Source organism: Pseudomonas sp. L-22-4S-12, assembly GCF_009799935.1.
Lineage (GTDB): Bacteria > Pseudomonadota > Gammaproteobacteria > Pseudomonadales > Pseudomonadaceae > Aquipseudomonas.
Genome location: NZ_WELL01000004.1, coordinates 78,152 through 96,413 on the forward strand (window position 1 = coordinate 78,152; position 18,262 = coordinate 96,413).

General features: G+C 64.5%; 17 protein-coding genes. 5 read left to right on the top strand and 12 right to left on the bottom strand.

Annotation, left to right across the window (positions count from 1 at the left end; all coding sequences use genetic code 11):
* Positions 1-65: 65 nt before the first annotated feature.
* From lpdA to sdhC, 7 genes are all read right to left on the bottom strand, one after another.
* Positions 66-1,502: a dihydrolipoyl dehydrogenase gene (gene lpdA / locus F3I16_RS11630; RefSeq protein ID WP_160493787.1), complete on the bottom strand. Its 1,437-nt coding sequence runs from the start codon at positions 1,500-1,502 to the stop codon at positions 66-68.
* Positions 1,503-1,564: 62 nt separating this feature from the next.
* On the bottom strand, positions 1,565-2,785 hold the full coding sequence (odhB, locus tag F3I16_RS11635) for a 2-oxoglutarate dehydrogenase complex dihydrolipoyllysine-residue succinyltransferase (RefSeq protein ID WP_160493788.1): 1,221 nt from the start codon (positions 2,783-2,785) through the stop codon (positions 1,565-1,567).
* Positions 2,786-2,855: 70 nt separating this feature from the next.
* A complete protein-coding gene (locus F3I16_RS11640) occupies positions 2,856-5,687 on the bottom strand; it encodes a 2-oxoglutarate dehydrogenase E1 component (protein WP_160493789.1) in 2,832 nt (943 codons plus the stop codon).
* Positions 5,688-5,929: 242 nt separating this feature from the next.
* On the bottom strand, positions 5,930-6,649 hold the full coding sequence (locus tag F3I16_RS11645) for a succinate dehydrogenase iron-sulfur subunit (RefSeq protein ID WP_160081066.1): 720 nt from the start codon (positions 6,647-6,649) through the stop codon (positions 5,930-5,932).
* An 11-nt stretch (positions 6,650-6,660) separates the two neighbouring features.
* Complete coding sequence (sdhA, locus tag F3I16_RS11650; protein WP_160489748.1) at positions 6,661-8,430, bottom strand: succinate dehydrogenase flavoprotein subunit; 1,770 nt, start codon at positions 8,428-8,430, stop codon at positions 6,661-6,663.
* A 3-nt stretch (positions 8,431-8,433) separates the two neighbouring features.
* A complete protein-coding gene (sdhD, locus tag F3I16_RS11655) occupies positions 8,434-8,802 on the bottom strand; it encodes a succinate dehydrogenase, hydrophobic membrane anchor protein (RefSeq protein ID WP_160081070.1) in 369 nt (122 codons plus the stop codon).
* Positions 8,796-9,182, bottom strand: coding sequence for a succinate dehydrogenase, cytochrome b556 subunit (gene sdhC / locus F3I16_RS11660; RefSeq protein ID WP_178116664.1), 387 nt, complete (start codon positions 9,180-9,182; stop codon positions 8,796-8,798). The genes sdhD and sdhC overlap by 7 nt, the downstream gene beginning before the upstream one ends.
* Before the next feature lie 349 nt (positions 9,183-9,531).
* Between sdhC and gltA the strand changes: the two genes are divergently transcribed.
* Positions 9,532-10,821 (top strand): citrate synthase, encoded by a 1,290-nt coding sequence (gltA, locus tag F3I16_RS11665; RefSeq protein WP_160081072.1) that lies wholly within the window; start codon positions 9,532-9,534, stop codon positions 10,819-10,821.
* Positions 10,822-10,881: 60 nt separating this feature from the next.
* Here gltA and F3I16_RS11670 read toward each other — a convergent pair whose 3' ends face one another.
* On the bottom strand, positions 10,882-11,496 hold the full coding sequence (locus F3I16_RS11670; RefSeq protein ID WP_160493790.1) for an START domain-containing protein: 615 nt from the start codon (positions 11,494-11,496) through the stop codon (positions 10,882-10,884).
* Between the two features lie 54 nt (positions 11,497-11,550).
* Positions 11,551-11,805, bottom strand: a complete 255-nt coding sequence (locus tag F3I16_RS11675; protein WP_160493791.1) for a YkgJ family cysteine cluster protein — start codon at positions 11,803-11,805, stop codon at positions 11,551-11,553.
* A gap of 143 nt (positions 11,806-11,948) precedes the next feature.
* Here F3I16_RS11675 and F3I16_RS11680 point away from each other — a divergent pair, with 143 nt between their 5' ends.
* Positions 11,949-12,290, top strand: a complete 342-nt coding sequence (locus tag F3I16_RS11680) for a DMT family protein (RefSeq protein WP_160081078.1) — start codon at positions 11,949-11,951, stop codon at positions 12,288-12,290.
* Here the strand turns inward: F3I16_RS11680 and F3I16_RS11685 are convergent, their stop codons facing one another.
* Positions 12,291-13,169 carry an NAD(P)-dependent oxidoreductase gene (locus tag F3I16_RS11685; protein ID WP_160493792.1) on the bottom strand — a complete coding sequence of 293 codons (879 nt, stop codon included), beginning with the start codon at positions 13,167-13,169 and terminating at the stop codon, positions 12,291-12,293.
* 159 nt (positions 13,170-13,328) lie between these two features.
* Here F3I16_RS11685 and F3I16_RS11690 point away from each other — a divergent pair, with 159 nt between their 5' ends.
* The 3 genes from F3I16_RS11690 (at position 13,329) to rhtA (ending at position 15,285) form a co-directional block, all read left to right on the top strand.
* Complete coding sequence (locus tag F3I16_RS11690; protein ID WP_160493793.1) at positions 13,329-13,871, top strand: exonuclease domain-containing protein; 543 nt, start codon at positions 13,329-13,331, stop codon at positions 13,869-13,871.
* A 164-nt stretch (positions 13,872-14,035) separates the two neighbouring features.
* Complete coding sequence (locus tag F3I16_RS11695; protein WP_160081084.1) at positions 14,036-14,317, top strand: pyrimidine/purine nucleoside phosphorylase; 282 nt, start codon at positions 14,036-14,038, stop codon at positions 14,315-14,317.
* A gap of 83 nt (positions 14,318-14,400) precedes the next feature.
* Positions 14,401-15,285, top strand: coding sequence for a threonine/homoserine exporter RhtA (gene rhtA / locus F3I16_RS11700; RefSeq protein ID WP_160493794.1), 885 nt, complete (start codon positions 14,401-14,403; stop codon positions 15,283-15,285).
* A gap of 40 nt (positions 15,286-15,325) precedes the next feature.
* On the opposite strand, the gene F3I16_RS11705 is transcribed toward rhtA, so the two are convergent.
* Together F3I16_RS11705 and F3I16_RS11710 are read right to left on the bottom strand one after the other, a co-directional pair.
* Complete coding sequence (locus F3I16_RS11705; RefSeq protein ID WP_372239621.1) at positions 15,326-16,444, bottom strand: saccharopine dehydrogenase family protein; 1,119 nt, start codon at positions 16,442-16,444, stop codon at positions 15,326-15,328.
* A gap of 16 nt (positions 16,445-16,460) precedes the next feature.
* Positions 16,461-18,236 carry an ABC transporter transmembrane domain-containing protein gene (locus tag F3I16_RS11710; protein ID WP_160493795.1) on the bottom strand — a complete coding sequence of 592 codons (1,776 nt, stop codon included), beginning with the start codon at positions 18,234-18,236 and terminating at the stop codon, positions 16,461-16,463.
* Between the last annotated feature and the right edge of the window lie 26 nt (positions 18,237-18,262).

Below are 18,262 nucleotides of genomic sequence, written 5' to 3' on the forward strand. Positions count from 1 at the left end.
CCCGCCTTGGTTTTCCTGCGGTTGAACGCCCGACCGAAGCCAGGCGCTGCATTAACTAACGTCGCTTAGCGCTTCTTGCGGTTGGCGATGTGGATGGCATGGCCATTCACCGCCAGGGCCGCTTCGTGCAGGGCTTCGGACAGGGTCGGGTGCGAGAACACCATCATGCCCAGGTCTTCGGCGCTGGTGCCGAATTCCATGCCGATCGCACCCTGCTGCACCAGTTCGGCAGCGCTTGGGCCGATCACGTGGACGCCCAGCACGCGGTCGGTCTTGGCATCGGCGATGACCTTGACCAGGCCGGCGGTGTCGTTGGCGGCCATGGCGCGGCCACTGGCGGCGAACGGGAAGGTACCGACGTTGATTTCAACGCCCTCGCCTTTCAGCTGCTGCTCGGTCTTGCCGACCCAGGCGATTTCCGGGTGGGTGTAGATCACCGATGGGATCAGGTCGTAGTTCATCTGCGCCTTGTGGCCCTTGATGCGCTCGGCAACCATCACGCCCTCTTCCGAGGCCTTGTGCGCCAGCATCGCGCCGCGCACCACGTCACCGATGGCGTAGACGCCCGGCACGCTGGTTTCGCACTGGTCGTTGACGAAGATGAAGCCACGCTCGTCCAGGGTCACGCCGCTGTCGGCGGCCAGCAGGTTGGTGGTCACCGGGCGACGGCCGACCGCGACGATCAGCTTGTCGAAGGTCAGCTTCTGCTCGCCGTTGGCGTCGCTGAAGGTCACGGTGACCTGCTTCTTCTTCACTTCGCTGCCGGTGACGCGGGCACCCAGACGGATGTCCAGGCCCTGCTTGCCGAGGATCTTCAGGGCTTCCTTGGCGATCTGCTCGTCGGCGGCGGCGAGGAACTTGTCCATGGCTTCCAGCACGGTGACTTCGGCGCCCAGGCGGGCCCAGACCGAACCCAGCTCCAGACCGATCACGCCGGCGCCGATCACGCCCAGCTTCTTCGGCACGGCCTGGAATTCCAGGGCGCCGGTGGAATCGACGATCACATCCTGATCGACCGGGGCCGGCGGGATGTCGACCGGACGCGAGCCGGAAGCGAGGATCACGTTCTCGGCTTCGACGATCTCAACCTTGCCGTCGGTGCCGGTGACTTCGACTTTCTTGCCGGCCAGCAGCTTGCCGTGGCCTTCCAGCAGGGTCACACCGTTGGACTTGAACAGACCGGCGACGCCGCCGGTCAGGTTCTTGATGATGCTGTTCTTGCGCGCGACCATCTGCGGTACGTCGATGGTCACGCCCTTGGCTTCGATGCCGTGGACTTTGAAGCCTTCGTGGGCCTCATGGTACTTGTAGGAGCTGTCCAGCAGCGCCTTGGACGGAATGCAGCCGACGTTCAGGCAGGTGCCGCCCAGGGCGACCTTGCCGTCCTTGTCCTGATACTTCTCGATGCAGGCGGTCTTCAGACCGAGTTGCGCGGCCTTGATGGCGGCCACGTAGCCCCCTGGGCCCGCGCCAATCACTACCACGTCGAATTTCTGGATCATAACTCATTCCTTCTCGGATAAAACCGGGCGGTCCCTTGTGAGGATCGCCACGTGCACAGGGATCAGATGTCCAGCAGCAGACGAGCCGGGTCTTCCAGCAGGTTCTTGATGGTCACCAGGAAGCTGACCGCCTCCTTGCCGTCGATCAGACGGTGATCGTAGGACAGCGCCAGGTACATCATCGGGCGAATGACGACCTGACCATTGATGGCCACCGGGCGCTGGATGATGTTGTGCATGCCCAGAATCGCGGCCTGCGGCGGGTTGACGATTGGGGTCGACATCATCGAGCCGAAGGTACCGCCGTTGGTGATGGTGAAGGTGCCACCGGTCATCTCTTCGATCGACAGCTTGCCGTCGCGGGCCTTCTTGCCGAAGGTGGCGATGCCGTTCTCGACTTCGGCCAGGCTCATCAGCTCGGCGTTGCGCAGAACCGGTACCACCAGGCCACGGTCGCTGGACACGGCCACGCCGATGTCCTGGTAGCCGTGGTAGACGATGTCGTTGCCGTCGATCGAGGCGTTGACTGCCGGGAAGCGCTTGAGCGCCTCGACGGCGGCCTTGACGAAGAACGACATGAAGCCCAGGCGCACGCCGTTGTGGGTCTTCTCGAACAGGTCCTTGTACTTCGAACGCAGGGCCATGACTTCATGCATGTCGACTTCGTTGAAGGTGGTCAGCATGGCCATGGTGGACTGCGCCTCGACCAGACGCTCGGCGACCTTGGCGCGCAGGCGGGTCATCGGCACGCGCTTCTCGACACGGTCGCCAACGGCGAACACCGGCGCATCGCCAGCCGGAGCGGCCGGCTTGGCGGCAGCGGCGGCTGGAGCGGACTTCTTCGCCGCAACGGCAGCCACGGCGTCTTCCTTGGTCACGCGACCGCCTTTGCCGGTGCCGGTGATGCTGTTCGGATCGATACCGCCCTCTTCGGCGATCTTGCGTGCGGCCGGCGAGAGGATGGCGTCGTCATCGGCTGCGGCCGGAGCGGCGGCAGCGGCGGCAACCGGGGCAGCAGCGGCCGGAGCGGCGGCTACGGCGGCGCCAGCGGCACCCAGCGTGCCCAGCAGTTCGCCGGAGAGCACGGTGTCGCCTTCATTCTTGACGATTTCGGCGAGCACGCCGTCGGCTTCGGCGAGGACTTCCATCACCACCTTGTCGGTTTCGATGTCGACGATCAGCTCATCGCGCTTGACGGCGTCGCCCGGCTTCTTGTGCCAGGTGGCAACGGTGCCGTCGGCAACCGACTCCGGGAAGGTTGGGGCTTTGATCTCGATAGCCATTCTGTGTGTTTCCTTAAATTCGGTTTCATCGATGAGGGGCTACCCGTGCAGCCCCTCGTACGCGACGGCGTTAAACGTTAAAAGCGTCCTGCAGCAGTTTTTCCTGCTGCTCGGCGTGCATCGAAGCGTAGCCACAAGCCGGGGCCGCGGAAGCGTCGCGACCGGCGTACTCGAGGAACAGCGCCTTCTTGTGCGCGGATGCGACGCGACGCATGTGGTGCTGGCTGCAATACCAGGCACCCTGGTTCATCGGCTCTTCCTGGCACCAGACGATGTGCTTGAGGTACTTGTACGGCGCCAGGGCTTCGGTCAGGTCTTCTTCCGGGAACGGATAGAGCTGCTCGATGCGCACGATGGCGATGTCTTCGCGACCTTCGGCACGGCGCTTGGCCAGCAGGTCGTAGTAGACCTTGCCGCTGCACAGGATCAAGCGTTCGACTTTCTTCGGGTCGATCGGGTCGACCTCGGGAATCACGGTCTGGAACGAACCGTCGGCCAGCTCTTCCAGAGTCGAGATAGCCAATGGATGCCGCAGCAGGGACTTGGGCGTCAATACGACCAATGGCTTGCGCAGCGGACGGATCACCTGGCGACGCAGCAGATGGTAGATCTGCGCCGGAGTGGTCGGCACCGCCACCTGCATGTTGTGCTCGGCGCACAGTTGCAGGTAACGCTCCAGGCGTGCGGAGCTGTGCTCCGGGCCCTGCCCTTCATAACCGTGCGGCAGCAGCATGGTCAGACCGCACAAGCGACCCCACTTGTGCTCGCCACTGGAGATGAACTGGTCGAATACCACCTGGGCACCGTTGGCAAAGTCGCCGAACTGGGCTTCCCAGATCACCAGCGCGTTGGGCACGGTGGTCGAGTAGCCGTATTCGAAGGCCAGTACGGCCTCTTCCGAGAGGAAGGAGTCGTACAGCTGGAAGCGCGGCTGACCTTCGAACAGGTTCTGCAGCGGCAGGTAGGTGGTCGCGTCCTTCTGATTGTGCAGCGCCGCATGGCGGTGCGAGAAGGTGCCGCGGCCGACGTCCTGGCCGGTGATGCGCACCGGGTGACCTTCATGCAGCAGGGTGGCGTAGGCCAGGTTCTCGGCATAGCCCCAGTTGATCGGCATGGCGCCGGCGGTCATCTTGACCCGGTCTTCCAGCACCTTGGCCACCTGGCGTTGCAGCACCAGGCCTTCCGGCAGGTGCAGCAGCTTGCCGGCCAGATCCTGCAGGGTCTTCAGCTCGCAACGGGTGTCGTGACGGGCCGTCCAGGCATGGCCCAGGTACGGACGCCAGTCGACGAACAGTTCCTTGTTCGGTTCCTTGACCAGGCTCTTGACCACGTGCTGGCCGTTGTCCAGTGCGTTGCGGTACTCATCGATCTTGGCCTGCACGCGCTCGGCATCCAGGCGTGCGCTCTGGATCAGGCTGTCGGCATACAGCTCACGGGTGGTGCGCTGCTTGACGATCTGCTGATACATCAGCGGCTGGGTACCACTCGGCTCGTCGGCCTCGTTGTGACCGCGACGGCGGTAGCAGACCAGGTCGATGACCACGTCACGCTTGAACTGCATGCGGTAGTCGACGGCCAGCTGGGTGACGAACAGCACGGCTTCCGGATCATCGCCATTCACATGGAAGATCGGCGCCTGGATCATCTTCGCCACGTCGGTGCAGTACTCGGTGGAGCGCGAGTCTTCCGGACGGCTGGTGGTGAAACCGACCTGGTTGTTGATCACCAGGTGGATGGTGCCGCCAGTCTTGTAGCCGCGGGTCTGCGACATCTGGAAGGTTTCCATGACCACGCCCTGGCCGGCGAATGCCGCGTCACCGTGGATGGAGATCGGCAGTACGCTGTCGCCGTTCGGGTCGCTGCGGCGATCCTGACGGGCGCGCACGGAACCCTCGACCACCGGGGAGACGATCTCCAGGTGCGAAGGGTTGAACGCCAGTGCCAGGTGCACTTCGCCGCCCGGCGTCATGACGTTGGAAGAGAAACCCTGGTGGTATTTCACGTCACCGGAGGACAGGCCTTCGGTCTTCTTACCTTCAAACTCGTCGAACAGGTCGCGCGGGTTCTTGCCGAAGGTGTTGACCAGCACATTGAGACGGCCGCGGTGGGCCATGCCGATGACGATTTCCTTGGTGCCGTAGGAGCCGGAGCGCTGGATGATCTCGTCCAGCAGCGGAATCAGGCTCTCGCCGCCTTCCAGGCCGAAACGCTTGGTGCCCGGGTACTTGGTGCCCAGGTATTTTTCCAGGCCTTCGGCGGCGGTCAGGCGCTCGAGCAGGTGACCCTGCACGTCCACGGAGAATGCCGGGCGGCCGCGCACGCTTTCCAGACGCTGCTGGAACCACTTGCGCTGCTCGGAATCGACGATATGGGTGAACTCGGCGCCAATGGTGCGGCAATATGTCTGCTGCAGCGCTTCGTGAATTTCCCGTAGAGTCGCCTCTTCCTTGCCGATGTAAAGCTCACCGGTACGGAAAGTGGTATCGAGGTCGGCGTTGGTCAGACCATAGTGGTTGATTGCCAGGTCAGCCGGAGCCGGACGCTTCCACAGACCCAGCGGGTCGAGCGTCGCAGCCTGATGGCCACGCATGCGGTATGCCTGAATCAGACGCAGGACTTCCACCTGCTTCTTCTCGTGCTCACTGCTCACGCTACCGGCGGACACTGGTTGGGCGCGACGCTGGTTCTTGGCCAGCAGCACGAAATGATCGCGGACTGTCGAGTGCGAAACGTCGGTGGCGGCATTGCCGTCAGTCGGCAATTTCTGGAAATAGGTGCGCCACTCTTCTGGCACAGCGTTGGGATCGTGCAGGTAGAGCTCGTAGAGCTCTTCCACATAGGCAGCGTTACCACCGGATAGGTGGGCACTGTCCCACATGCGCTGCATCACGCTTTCTTGCATGCTTGGTCACCCTCGGTAAGGGGACACCACCGGCGTGGAGGCCGTAATTGTGACTTGAAGTCCTGAAGCAGCGACGGGTAAGCCACTACGGATCCCGCAGATAGTCCGGGCACCAGCCCGGATGCCCCTGCTGGTCGTCAATTTCTTTTCAAGTAAGAACCGTGGCTTTGTGAGCTGGCGGTTCTGGTTTACTGCGGCACCGGAGTTACGCCGGCGCCGCAGGTGTCACGGGTAAAGCTGAATCAGGTAGCGCTTTGCAGCAGCATGTTGCGTACGTGGCCGATTGCCTTGGTCGGGTTGAGACCTTTCGGGCAAACGTTCACGCAGTTCATGATGCCGCGGCAACGGAACACGCTGAACGGATCGTCCAGCGAGGCCAGACGCTCTGCGGTCTTGGTGTCACGGCTGTCGGCCAGGAAACGGTAGGCCTGCAACAGCGCAGCGGGACCGAGGAACTTGTCCGGGTTCCACCAGAAGGACGGGCAGCTGGTGGAGCAGCACGCGCACAGGATGCACTCGTACAGACCGTCCAGCTTCTCGCGCTCTTCCGGCGACTGCAGACGCTCGATCGCCGGGGCAGGCGTGTCGTTCTGCAGGAAAGGCTGCACCTTCTCGTATTGCTTGTAGAAGATGCTCATATCGACCACCAGGTCACGAATGACCGGCAAACCCGGTAGCGGACGGATCACCAGCTTGTTGTTCTTCACCACGGTGGAGATCGGGGTGATGCAGGCCAGGCCGTTCTTACCGCTGATATTCATGCCGTCGGAACCGCACACGCCTTCGCGGCACGAGCGACGGTAGGAGAAGCCTTCGTCCTGTTCCTTGATCAGGGCCAGGACGTCCAGCACCATCAGGTCCTTGCCGTCGATTTCGACGGTGAACTCCTGCATGAACGGTGCGGCGTCTTTCTCCGGGTTGTAGCGATAAACGCTGACTTGCAAAGTTTTGGCTAACGACATATCGGCCACCCTTAGTAAGTACGGATCTTGGGTTCAAACGCCGGAACGGTCTTCGGCGCGAAGTTGACAGCCCGCTTGGCCACACGCTTCTCGCCTGGGAAGTACAGGGAGTGGCACAGCCAGTTGGTGTCATCGCGATCTTCGAAGTCTTCGCGGGCATGCGCACCACGGGACTCGGTACGAGTGTCCGCAGCAATCGCAGTAGCCTCGGCCACTTCGAGAAGGTTTTGCAGTTCCAGTGCTTCGATACGCGCAGTGTTAAATGCCTGGCTCTTGTCCGCGATCTTGACAGTCGCGATGCGCTCACGCAGGTCGGCCAGTTGGGCAATGCCCTTCTTCATGTATTCGCCGGTACGGAATACACCGAAGTAGTTCTGCATGCAGGCCTGCAGCTCCTTACGCAGCGGAGCCACGTCTTCGCCGCTGCTGCGCTCGTTGACGCCGGACAGACGCTTGAGCGACTGCTCGATGTCGGTTTCGCTGGCGCCGCGAACTTCGATGCCTTCTTTCAGGGCTTTTTCCAGGTGCAGACCGGCGGCACGGCCGAACACCACCAGGTCGAGCAGCGAGTTGCCGCCCAGACGGTTGGCACCGTGCACCGATACACAGGCCACTTCGCCCACGGCGAACAGGCCTTCGATGATCACGTCGTTGCCGCTGGCATCCTGGGTCATGGCCTGACCATGGATGTTGGTGGCCACGCCACCCATCATGTAGTGGCAGGTCGGGATAACCGGAACCGGCGCGACGACCGGGTCGACATGAGCGAAGGTCTTGGACAGTTCGCAGATGCCGGGCAGACGACTGTGCAGCACGTCTTCACCGAGGTGGTCGAGCTTCAGCAGCACATGGTCGCCATCCGGGCCACAACCGTTGCCGGCGATGACTTCCTTGACCATGGAGCGGGCGACCACGTCGCGGCCGGCCAGGTCTTTGGCGTTGGGCGCATAGCGCTCCATGAAACGCTCGCCGTGCTTGTTGATCAGGTAGCCACCCTCGCCGCGGCAACCCTCGGTGACCAGTACACCGGCGCCGGCGATGCCGGTCGGGTGGAACTGCCACATCTCGATGTCCTGCACCGGTACGCCGGCACGCAGGGCCATGCCCACGCCGTCACCGGTGTTGATCAGGGCGTTGGTGGTCGAGGAGTAGATGCGACCGGCACCGCCGGTGGCCAGAACCACGGCCTTGGAGCGGATGTAGACGGTTTCGCCGGTCTCAATGCAGATGGCGATGATACCGACCACGGCGCCGTCCTGGTTCTTCACCAGGTCGACCGCATACCACTCGTTGAGGAACGAGGTGCCGGCTTTCAGGTTGGCCTGGTACAGGGTGTGCAGCAGGGCGTGACCGGTACGGTCGGCCGCGGCGCAGGTACGGGCAGCCTGACCACCCTTGCCGAAGTCCTTGGACTGACCACCGAACGGGCGCTGATAGATACGACCCTGCTCGGTACGGGAGAACGGCAGGCCCATGTGCTCGAGTTCGAACACGGCCTCCGGACCGACGGAGCACATGTATTCGATCGCGTCCTGGTCACCGATGTAGTCGGAGCCCTTGACGGTGTCGTACATGTGCCAGCGCCAATCGTCGTTCGGGTCGTTGGACGCGATGGCACAGGTGATCCCGCCCTGGGCGGAAACGGTGTGCGAACGGGTCGGGAAGACCTTGGTTACTACGGCAGTCTTGTGGCCGCCCTGGGCCAACTGCAGTGCGGCACGCATGCCGGCGCCGCCACCACCAACGATGATGGCGTCATAAGAAAGAGTACGAATAGCCATTGATCAGACACCCCAGAGAATCTGCACGCCCCAGACGAAGAACGCGAACATGGCAATGCCGCAGAACGCCTGGAAGAGGAAACGCACGACAGTCGCCCACCGCCCCAGCGCCATCGGCGTCAGGTAGTCGGTGGAAATGGTCCACATGCCGACCCAGGCGTGTGCGCCGAGGGCCACCAGAGCCAGCAAGCTGAAGATGCGCATCGCAGTATGGGAAAACAGGCCGTGCCATTCGGCATAGCCAAGACCCGGATTCACCACGAGGAAGCCGATCAGGAACAGGAAGTAAGCCGCGAGCACGACCGCGGACACACGCTGAGCCATCCAGTCATAGAGGCCCGAACGAGAGAAGTTCGTTACGTTGGTTACCATATCCACACCCCTGCCAGCAGGATCACCACCACGGAGACGACGATGACGATTTTGGAGCCCAGCTTGCCGCCTTCCAGCGACTCACCGACACCCATGTCCATGATCAGATGGCGTATACCGGCCACCAGGTGATACAGCAGAGCGGAGAGCAAGCCCCAGACGATCAGCTTGGCCAGCGGACTGGTCAGACACGCCTTGACTTCTGCAAAGCCTTCCTCAGAGGCCAGCGACTTGTCGAGCGCATACAGCAGCACGGCAAGGCCGACGAAGAGGATGACACCGGAAACGCGGTGCAGAATGGACGTATAAGCGGTGATCGGGAGTTTGATGGTCCTGAGATCTAGGTTTACAGGTCGTTGGCTATTCACGGCTTTTTTCACACTAGAGGCCCCTAACAAACAGGGCAAGTTGTCGGGAAGTGCACTGGTCAGGTACCCCTCACCAAGGGAGTGCCAGCCGCCAAAACGCAGGCCCTAAAGCCCCTGACGGCCGGTCGCAGAGTATAGACAGTTAGGCAACTAATGACAACGCAAAGACCCTCGCTAAAAGCGGATTGCGCAGCCTTAATAAATGACGTATTAGCAGCACTTCCAAGCACTCAAAACACGGCTGGAAGCCGTCTGCCATCTGGCTTAGGCCAAATTGACATTCGAATTTATGTCTCTATAGTGTTGCGGGCCCTGCGTGGGGGGCTGTCTGATGATTTCAAGCATAAACAGGAGGCCGCACATGGCTGACAAAAAAGCGCAGTTGATCATCGAGGGCAATGCCCCCGTAGAGCTGCCCGTTCTGACCGGCACCGTTGGTCCCGATGTAGTTGACGTACGGGGCTTAACCGCCACGGGTCGCTTCACATTTGATCCTGGCTTTATGTCGACCGCCTCTTGCGAGTCGAAGATCACCTACATCGACGGCGACGCCGGCATTCTGCTGCACCGCGGCTACCCCATCGAGCAACTGGCCGAGAAGTCCGACTACCTGGAAACCTGCTACCTGCTGCTGAACGGCGAACTGCCGACCGCAGAGGAAAAGGCCAAGTTCGTCAGCACCATCAAGAACCACACCATGGTTCACGAGCAGCTGAAGAGCTTCCTCAACGGTTTCCGCCGCGATGCCCACCCGATGGCCATCATGTGCGGCGTAGTCGGCGCCCTCTCCGCCTTCTACCACGATTCCCTGGACATCAACGACCAGCATCACCGGGAAGTCTCGGCCATGCGTCTGGTTGCCAAGATGCCGACCATCGCCGCCATGGCCTACAAGTACTCCATGGGCCAGCCGATGATGTACCCGCGTAACGACCTGAACTACGCGGAAAACTTCCTGCACATGATGTTCAACACCCCGTGCGAGATCAAACCGATCAGCCCGGTACTGGCCAAGGCGATGGACCGCATCTTCGTCCTGCACGCCGACCATGAGCAGAACGCCTCCACCTCCACCGTGCGCCTGGCCGGCTCCTCGGGCGCCAACCCGTTCGCCTGTATCGCCGCCGGTATCGCCGCACTCTGGGGCCCGGCCCACGGCGGCGCCAACGAAGCCGTGCTGAGCATGCTGGACGAGATCGGCAGCGTCGAGAACATCGACAAGTTCATCGCCAAGGCCAAGGACAAGAACGATCCGTTCAAGCTGATGGGCTTCGGTCACCGCGTGTACAAGAACCGCGATCCGCGCGCCACCGTGATGAAGAAGACCTGCGACGAAGTTCTGGCCGAGCTGGGCATCAAGAACGACCCGCAACTGGAACTGGCCATGCGCCTGGAAGAGATCGCCCTGACCGATCCGTACTTCAAGGAACGCAACCTGTACCCGAACGTCGACTTCTACTCGGGGATCATCCTCAAGGCGATCGGCATTCCGACCAGCATGTTCACCGTGATCTTCGCCCTGGCGCGTACCGTCGGCTGGATCTCGCACTGGAAGGAAATGCTCTCCAGCCCGTACAAGATCGGCCGTCCGCGCCAGCTGTACACAGGCTACCCGCAGCGCGACTTCGTCGCCCTGGACGAACGCAAGTAACAGTTGCGCTCGGAAAAAGGCTGCCCTCGGGCAGCCTTTTTTATTTCCGGATTGATTGACTCAGCGTTTTTCCGCCAGGCGGCGCAGGCCGCTCAGGGTATTGAACGGCGCATCCACCACGAAACTGTTGGCCAGCCAGGAAGGCACACTGCCGCCAGGCTCGGTATGCACCTGATAGGTCACCTCGACCTCGCCGGCACCCTTCGGCACGAAACGCCAGAAGCCCTGCAGGCTGTCCACCCGCACATGGTCCTTGGCCTCCGGCAGATACTGCGGCAGGCCTTCGAGCTTGCGCGTCAGGCTGCCATCGGCGCCCTCTTCCGTGACCACATGCAGGATCGAGTCACGCGCGGTTACCGGCCAGGGCATGTCGAACCGGGTATAGACCCAGCTCTCCCGCCCCTGGTGCTTGAGCAGGCTCTGCTCGGCACAGGCATGGATCCATGGGCAGGAGCCCTGCACATCTTCCTGCAGGCCGCGCAAGGTGGCGACATCGCTCTTGATGGTGGTCACCCCGCGATAGGCCTTGTACCGGGAGCCCTCGACCGCGCTCAGGTAGATGCGGATACCGTCCGCCTCCTTGGCCAGCTGCCAGTCCTCGGCCTGCGCCACGCCAGCCTGCGCCAGCACAGCCAGGCCACACGCTGCAGCAGCCGCACGGGTCAATCCAAGCATCATTGCTCCTTAATACAGACAAGCTGGCCGGCAAAGGCGCCGACCAGCGAAGAGTCACGAGGCGGTGGCCTGCTCCCACCAGCCGAGCAGCTGAATGGCCTCCTCCCGACTCGCACCACACACCGCCGGGTCGGCGGCAAAGGCGCCACACACCGCAGGCCGATCCGGCTGGGCGAAGATGGCGCACAGGTGGTCGAGCGTCAGATGGATACAACGTTCGCCCGCCGCCTTGCCTTGCGGCATGCCGGGAATCGGCGAACTGATGGAGGGAGCGATACAGCAGGCACCGCAGCCAGCACGGCATTTCATGGCAATAAACCCACAACGGACGGATCAACACGACAGAGGCTCGATTTTATCCCCGACGCTCGAAAAACACAGCAGGCCGCCAGCCGCTTGCGACAGCGCAAGCGGCTGGCTAGGCTGGCCCATCGTTTTTCGGAGCCCCATCCATGCCCATCTGGCTGCAGACCGCCGCGATGCTGACCCTGTCGAACATCTTCATGACCTTCGCCTGGTATGGCCACCTGAAATCGCTGGGCAGCAAGCCCTGGTACATCGCCGCCCTGATCTGCTGGGGCATCGCCCTGTTCGAGTACCTGATCATGGTGCCGGCCAACCGCCTCGGCTACACCGAGCTGTCGGTCGGTCAGCTGAAGATCATGCAGGAAGTCATCACACTGGCCGTGTTCGTGCCGTTCAGTGTGCTGTACATGCAGCAGCCGCTGAAGCTCGACTACCTGTGGGCCGGCCTGTGCCTGCTGGGTGCGGTGTACTTCATCTTCCGTTCCTGATCAGCCCCTGGGCACCTGCTTGAGCCGCGCCAGCAGGCTGGAGGTATCCCAGCGTCCGCCGCCCATGGCCTGCACGTCCGAGTAGAACTGGTCGACCAGGGCGGTCACCGGCAGTTGCGCGCCGTTGCGCCGCGCCTCGTCGAGCAGGATCGACAGATCCTTGCGCATCCAGTCCACCGCGAAACCGAAGTCGAACTGGCCGGCCAGCATGCTCTGGTGGCGATTTTCCAGCTGCCAGGACTGCGCCGCGCCCTTGCTGATCACCTCCATCGCCGCATGCCCGTCGAGCCCCGCGCACTGGGCGAAATGCAGGGCCTCGGCCAGCCCCTGAACCAGGCCACCGATGCAGATCTGGTTGACCATCTTGGTCAGCTGGCCGCTACCGATCGGCCCCATCAGCTTGACCATCCTGGCGTAGCTGTCGATCACCGGCGCCGCCCGCTCATAGAACACCGCCTCGCCGCCGACCATCACCGTCAGGGTGCCGTTCTGCGCGCCGGCCTGGCCACCGGAGACCGGTGCATCGAGAAAGCCCAGCTCGCGCTCGGCCGCCAGCACCGCCAGCTCGCGGGCGACACCCGCCGAAGCCGTGGTGTGGTCGACCAGCACGCTGCCCGGCGCCATGCCGGCGAAGGCGCCATCGGGCCCAAGCAGCACGCTGCGCAGGTCATCATCGTTGCCCACGCAGCTCATCACGAACTCGGCACCCTGCGCCGCCTCGCGCGGGGTCGGCGCCGACTGGCCGGCGAACTCGGCAAGCCACAGCGCGGCCTTGGCCGGCGAGCGGTTGTACACGCAGACCTCATGCCCCGCCCGCGCCAGATGCCCGGCCATGGGAAAGCCCATCACGCCCAGCCCGATAAACGCCACCTTTGCCATGCTTCACCTCCGCACTGAATGGGCTCAAGCATAGCCTGCCACCCGGGGGGCTCGGCCAGCACAGCGAGACGGAAAAACTGTACGGATGCCCGTCCCAGGCGCTTGGCTTTGCCCAAACGGCGGGGAACTCCCATACTGGCCGGACGCAACGGAGGGCCTATGCCGCATTGGTTGGTAATCGATCTGGAAGCCACCACCGAAGAAGGTGGCTGGCCAGTGGAAGACATGGAAATCATCGAAATCGGCGCCACCCTGGTCGCCGCCGACGGCCGCGAGCTGGATCACTTCCAGCGTTTCGTGCGCCCGCTGCGCCGCCCCTGCCTGACCAGCTTCTGCCGCGAACTGACGCATATCAGCCAGGCCCAGGTCGACGGCGCCGCGCCGCTCGCGGCGATCTGGCCGCAGTTCGAACGCTGGCTGGCCCCCTACCGGGACAAGCTGGCCGGCTGGGGCAGCTGGGGCGACTACGACCGCCGTCAGTTCGTGCTGGAATGGCAGCGCCACGGCCTGCGGAGCAGCCTGGAGCGGCTCGACCACGTCAACCTCAAGCAGCGCTTTGCCGAAGCCCGCCAGCTCAAGCGCGCGGTCGGCCTGCACACCGCGTTGCAGCTGGCCGGCCTGACCTTCCAGGGCCAGCAGCACCGCGCCCTGGAAGACGCGCGCAATACCGCGCGCCTGCTGCCGCTGATCTTCGCCCGCTAGAGCGCGCACCCGGCACGCGGCGGACCACTCGACACGCAGGGTCTGGACACCCCCGGCCCGACGCCAATAGCCCCAAGCACTGCCAGGGGCCGCAAAGCGGATGACGCACTCGCCCGCCTTCGGCATACTGGCGGGCCTTTTTTCACCCCTTCGAGGAACCCCGCATGTTCAAGGTCAACGAGTACTTCGACGGCACCGTCAAATCCATCGGCTTCGCCATGAGCGAAGGCCCGGCCACTGTCGGCGTCATGGCTCCCGGCGAATACGAATTCGGCACCAGCCAGCTGGAGATCATGCACGTGGTCGCCGGCGCCCTGACCGTCAAGCTGCCGGGCAGCGACAACTGGGAAACCTTCGCCGCCGGCAGCCAGTTCACCGTGCCGGGCAACAGCAAGTTCCAGCTCAAGGTCGCCGTCGACACCGCCTACCTCTGCGAATATCGCTAAGCGCCGCGGCGGCAGAGAAACCGGCCCTGGTGGCCGGTTTTTTCATTTAAGCGCCTGTATACCCCGACCCTGCGGAACCCGCCATGCCTCGCGCCAACCCGTTCAGCCTGATCGTCCTGCCCATTGCCCTGCTGCTGGTGGCGATGACCTCCATCCAGGGCGGCGCCTCCCTGGCCAAGAGCCTGTTCCCGCTGGTCGGCGCCGAAGGCACCACCGCGCTGCGGCTGTGCTTCGCCGCCATCATCCTGGCCCTGATCATGCGTCCCTGGCGGGCGCGCCTGAGCCTGGCCTCCTGCCGCTCGCTGCTGGGCTACGGCCTGGCCCTGGGCGGCATGAACCTGCTGTTCTACATGTCGATCAAGACCATTCCGCTGGGTATCGCCGTGGCCCTGGAGTTCACCGGCCCGCTGGGCCTGGCGCTGCTGTCCTCGCGCCGGCTGCTCGACTTCGTGTGGATCGCCCTGGCGGTATTCGGTATCTGGCTGCTGCTGCCGACCCAGCAGTCCGCCGCCCCGCTCGACCCGCTGGGCATGGCCCTGGCCCTGGCGGCCGGGCTGTGCTGGGCGCTGTACATCATCTTCGGGCAGCAGGCCGGCGCCGCACACGGCGCGCATACCGTGGCGCTGGGCACCCTGGTCGCGGCGCTGCTGGTGATTCCGGTCGGTCTGTACAGCGCTGGAGGGGCGCTGTTCTCCCTCGACCTGCTGCCGGTGGCGCTGACCGTCGCCGTGCTGTCGTCGGCACTGCCCTACTCGCTGGAGATGATCGCCCTGACCCGCCTGCCGGCGCGCACCTTCAGCACGCTGATGAGCATGGAGCCGGCGATTGCCGCCCTCTCCGGGCTGCTGTTCCTCGGCGAGCGCCTGGCCGCGCAGCAGTGGCTGGCCATCGGCGCCATCATCCTCGCCTCGGCTGGTGCGGCGGCGACCATCAAGCCCAAGGTGCCGTCACAGCGGCTGGAACCCTGAGCCCGCTCGGGCCTGCCCGCTTCACCCGCACCCACGCCGCTCAGCTCGCCGGCAGCGCGCGCACCGCGCTGCTGATCGCCAGCCCGTCCAGCTCGGCCAGGTAGTCGTCCAGCGACAGCAGGCCGACGCAGGGCTGCGCGCCCCGCGCCGCCAGGCTGCCGGCCGCCAGTTTGCGCGCCAGGGCGACCGCCGCCATGCACGGGATATGCGGCCCGTCGTTGTGCAGCGCCTGGATTTCCCAGCACAGGGTCTGCGCCCGCCCGCCCGGGTCCAGCCCGCGCAGGCGCACGAACATGCCGCTGCGGCCGTCGCCGAACGGCTCCAGCAGTACCGCGCCCCGGCGCAGCCAGGCCGCCAGCGGCACCGCGCTGCGCAACAGGCCGGCGCGCACCAGCCAGGACAGCAGCCAGGTGCCGAACTGGGTCACGCGCAGCCCGACACCGGCGGAGAAGCGCACCGACTGCACGCCCGGGTAGCGCGCGGGGAACAGCTGCAGATCGGGAATATCGCAGTTGATCACCCAGCGCCGCCCCAGCGGCGCCGGGAAATCATGGGCACTCGGGTCTTGCCAGCCGTACACCGTCTGCCAGGCTCCGGCGCGCCACTGGCGGAAGGGTTTGCCGCAGTAGTTGAGCACCGCCGCCAGGGTCGACACGCCCGGCGTCTTCTCCGAGGAGCTGATGCCGTGCCAGATGTCGTCCAGGCGACTGAAGCGCGGCAGCAGATGGTCGATCACCGCCGCACTGAGCGCCGGCACCGAGCTGGCGCCGCCACAGACCAATACGCCGGCCGCTTGCGCCGCCTGATCCAGCGCGCCGATGCCGCAGACGAACTCGCGTGCATCGGCCAGGTCGACGTAATGCGCGCCCGCAGCAATGCAGGCCCGGGCCACCCGGTAATCCTGGTTCTGGAACGGCCCGGCGGTGGAGATCAGCAGCTGCGCCCCCAGCTCGCGCAGGCGCTCGGCCAGATCGGCCTGGTTCATGTCCAGGCGCACTGCCTGGCTACCGGTTTCGGCCGCCAGGGCCTCGGCCTTGGCCAGGTCGCGCCCGGCCACCCACACGCGGATACCGGGGATGGTGCGCAGGCGCCGGACGATCACCGTGCCGAAATTGCCGTAGCCACCCAGTACCACCACGCGAAAATCCGTTTCTGCCACCCTTCCTACTCCTTGTTCACTCGGCGTGGTTGCCGTCGCTATTGAATTGCAGCTCGGCCAGCCGCGCGTACAGCGGATTGCTCGCCACCAGTTCGTTGTGGCTGCCGATGGCCACCAGCCTGCCTTGTTCGATCACCGCGATGCGGTCGGCGCTTTTCACCGTGGCCAGGCGATGGGCGATCACCAGGGTGGTGCGGCCCTGCATCAGGGTCGGCAGGGCCTGCTGGATCAGGTATTCACTTTCCGCATCCAGGGCGCTGGTGGCCTCGTCCAGCAGCAGGATCGGCGCATCCACCAACAGCGCGCGGGCAATCGCCAGGCGCTGACGCTGGCCGCCGGACAGGCCCAGGCCGGCATCGCCCAGGTGGGTCTGGTAGCCCTGCGGCAAACGCTGGATAAACTCGTGGGCATGCGCCGCGCGCGCCGCCGCCTCGACCTCGGCCTGGCTGGCCTCGGGCTTGCCGTAGCGCAGGTTGTCTTCCACCGTGCCGTAGAACAGCGCCGGGTTCTGCGAGACCAGGGCGAAGCAACGGCGCAGGTCGGCCGGATCGAGCCGGTCGATGGCCACGCCCTCGACCAGAATCCGGCCTTCCTGCGGGTCGAAGAAACGCAGCAGCAGGTCGAACAGGGTCGACTTGCCGGCCCCCGACGGCCCGACCAGGGCCAGGGTCTCGCCGGCACGCACCTGCAGGCTGATGCCGTCCACGGCGAAGTGCCCCGGCCGCGACGGGTAGGCGAAACGCAGCGCCTGCAGCTCCAGAGCGCCGCTGATGCGTGCCGGCAGGCGTTGCAGCCCCTCGACCGGCGCGGTGATGGCGTTGTCCGTCTGCAGCAGTTCGGCGATGCGCTCGGCGGCGCCAGCGGCGCTCTGCAGCTCGCCGATCACCTCGCTGACCGCACCGAAGGCCATGCCGACGATCAGACTGTAGAACACGAAGGCGGCCAGGTCGCCGCCGGAAATCTTCCCGGCGATCACGTCCATGCCGCCGACCCAGAGCATCACCCCGACCGCACCGAGCACCAGGACGATGACCACCGTGATCAGCCAGGCGCGCTGCTTGATGCGCTTGCGTGCGGTGTCGAAGGCCGCCTCCACCGTCTGGGCGAAGCGGGTCTTGTCCTGGGCCTGGTGGTTGTAGGCCTGCACGGTCTTGATCTGGCCAAGGGTCTCGCCGACATAGCTGCCGACATCGGCCACCCGATCCTGGGTCTGCCTTGAGAGCGCACGCACCCGCCGGCCGAAGATCAGGATCGGCGCCACCACCAGCGGCAGCGCGACTATGACGATGGCGCTGAGCTTGGGGTTGGTGACGAACAGCAGGACGATGCCGCCGAGCATCATGATGATGTTGCGCAGCGCCATCGACAGCGACGAGCCGATCACCGTCTGCAGCAGCGTGGTATCGGCGGTCAGCCGCGACTGGATTTCCGAGGCGCGGTTGCTCTCGTAGAAGCCCGGATGCAGGCCGATCAGGTGGTTGAACACGCGCTTGCGGATATCGGCGACGAAGCGCGCGCCGATCCACGACACCAGGTAGAACCGGGTGAAGGTACCGACCGCCAGGGCCAGCACCAGGGCGAAGAACAGCCCGATCGACTGGTTCAGCGCGTGCTGCGACTGGGTCGCCAGTCCCTGGTCGACCAGCAGGCGGATGCCCTGGCCCATGGACAGGGTGATGGCGGCAGTGAACATCAGCGCCAGCAAGGCGCCGATCACCCGCCAGCGATACGGCGCGACGAAGCGGGCGGCCATGCGCAGGGCGGTACGCTGGCGGGTGGACAGGAACGGCATGCGGTTCTCGCAGACAGGCCAGCGGC

Coding starts and splice junctions, on each gene's coding strand:
- sdhA (WP_160489748.1), bottom strand. CDS start 8,430: ATGGCTATTCGTACTCTTTCTTATGACGCCATCATCGTTGGTGGTGGC.
- gltA (WP_160081072.1), top strand. CDS start 9,532: ATGGCTGACAAAAAAGCGCAGTTGATCATCGAGGGCAATGCCCCCGTA.
- sdhD (WP_160081070.1), bottom strand. CDS start 8,802: ATGGTAACCAACGTAACGAACTTCTCTCGTTCGGGCCTCTATGACTGG.
- F3I16_RS11640 (WP_160493789.1), bottom strand. CDS start 5,687: ATGCAAGAAAGCGTGATGCAGCGCATGTGGGACAGTGCCCACCTATCC.
- F3I16_RS11685 (WP_160493792.1), bottom strand. CDS start 13,169: ATGGCAAAGGTGGCGTTTATCGGGCTGGGCGTGATGGGCTTTCCCATG.
- rhtA (WP_160493794.1), top strand. CDS start 14,401: ATGCCTCGCGCCAACCCGTTCAGCCTGATCGTCCTGCCCATTGCCCTG.
- odhB (WP_160493788.1), bottom strand. CDS start 2,785: ATGGCTATCGAGATCAAAGCCCCAACCTTCCCGGAGTCGGTTGCCGAC.
- F3I16_RS11710 (WP_160493795.1), bottom strand. CDS start 18,236: ATGCCGTTCCTGTCCACCCGCCAGCGTACCGCCCTGCGCATGGCCGCC.
- F3I16_RS11695 (WP_160081084.1), top strand. CDS start 14,036: ATGTTCAAGGTCAACGAGTACTTCGACGGCACCGTCAAATCCATCGGC.
- lpdA (WP_160493787.1), bottom strand. CDS start 1,502: ATGATCCAGAAATTCGACGTGGTAGTGATTGGCGCGGGCCCAGGGGGC.
- F3I16_RS11675 (WP_160493791.1), bottom strand. CDS start 11,805: ATGAAATGCCGTGCTGGCTGCGGTGCCTGCTGTATCGCTCCCTCCATC.
- F3I16_RS11645 (WP_160081066.1), bottom strand. CDS start 6,649: ATGTCGTTAGCCAAAACTTTGCAAGTCAGCGTTTATCGCTACAACCCG.
- F3I16_RS11670 (WP_160493790.1), bottom strand. CDS start 11,496: ATGCTTGGATTGACCCGTGCGGCTGCTGCAGCGTGTGGCCTGGCTGTG.
- F3I16_RS11680 (WP_160081078.1), top strand. CDS start 11,949: ATGCCCATCTGGCTGCAGACCGCCGCGATGCTGACCCTGTCGAACATC.
- F3I16_RS11690 (WP_160493793.1), top strand. CDS start 13,329: ATGCCGCATTGGTTGGTAATCGATCTGGAAGCCACCACCGAAGAAGGT.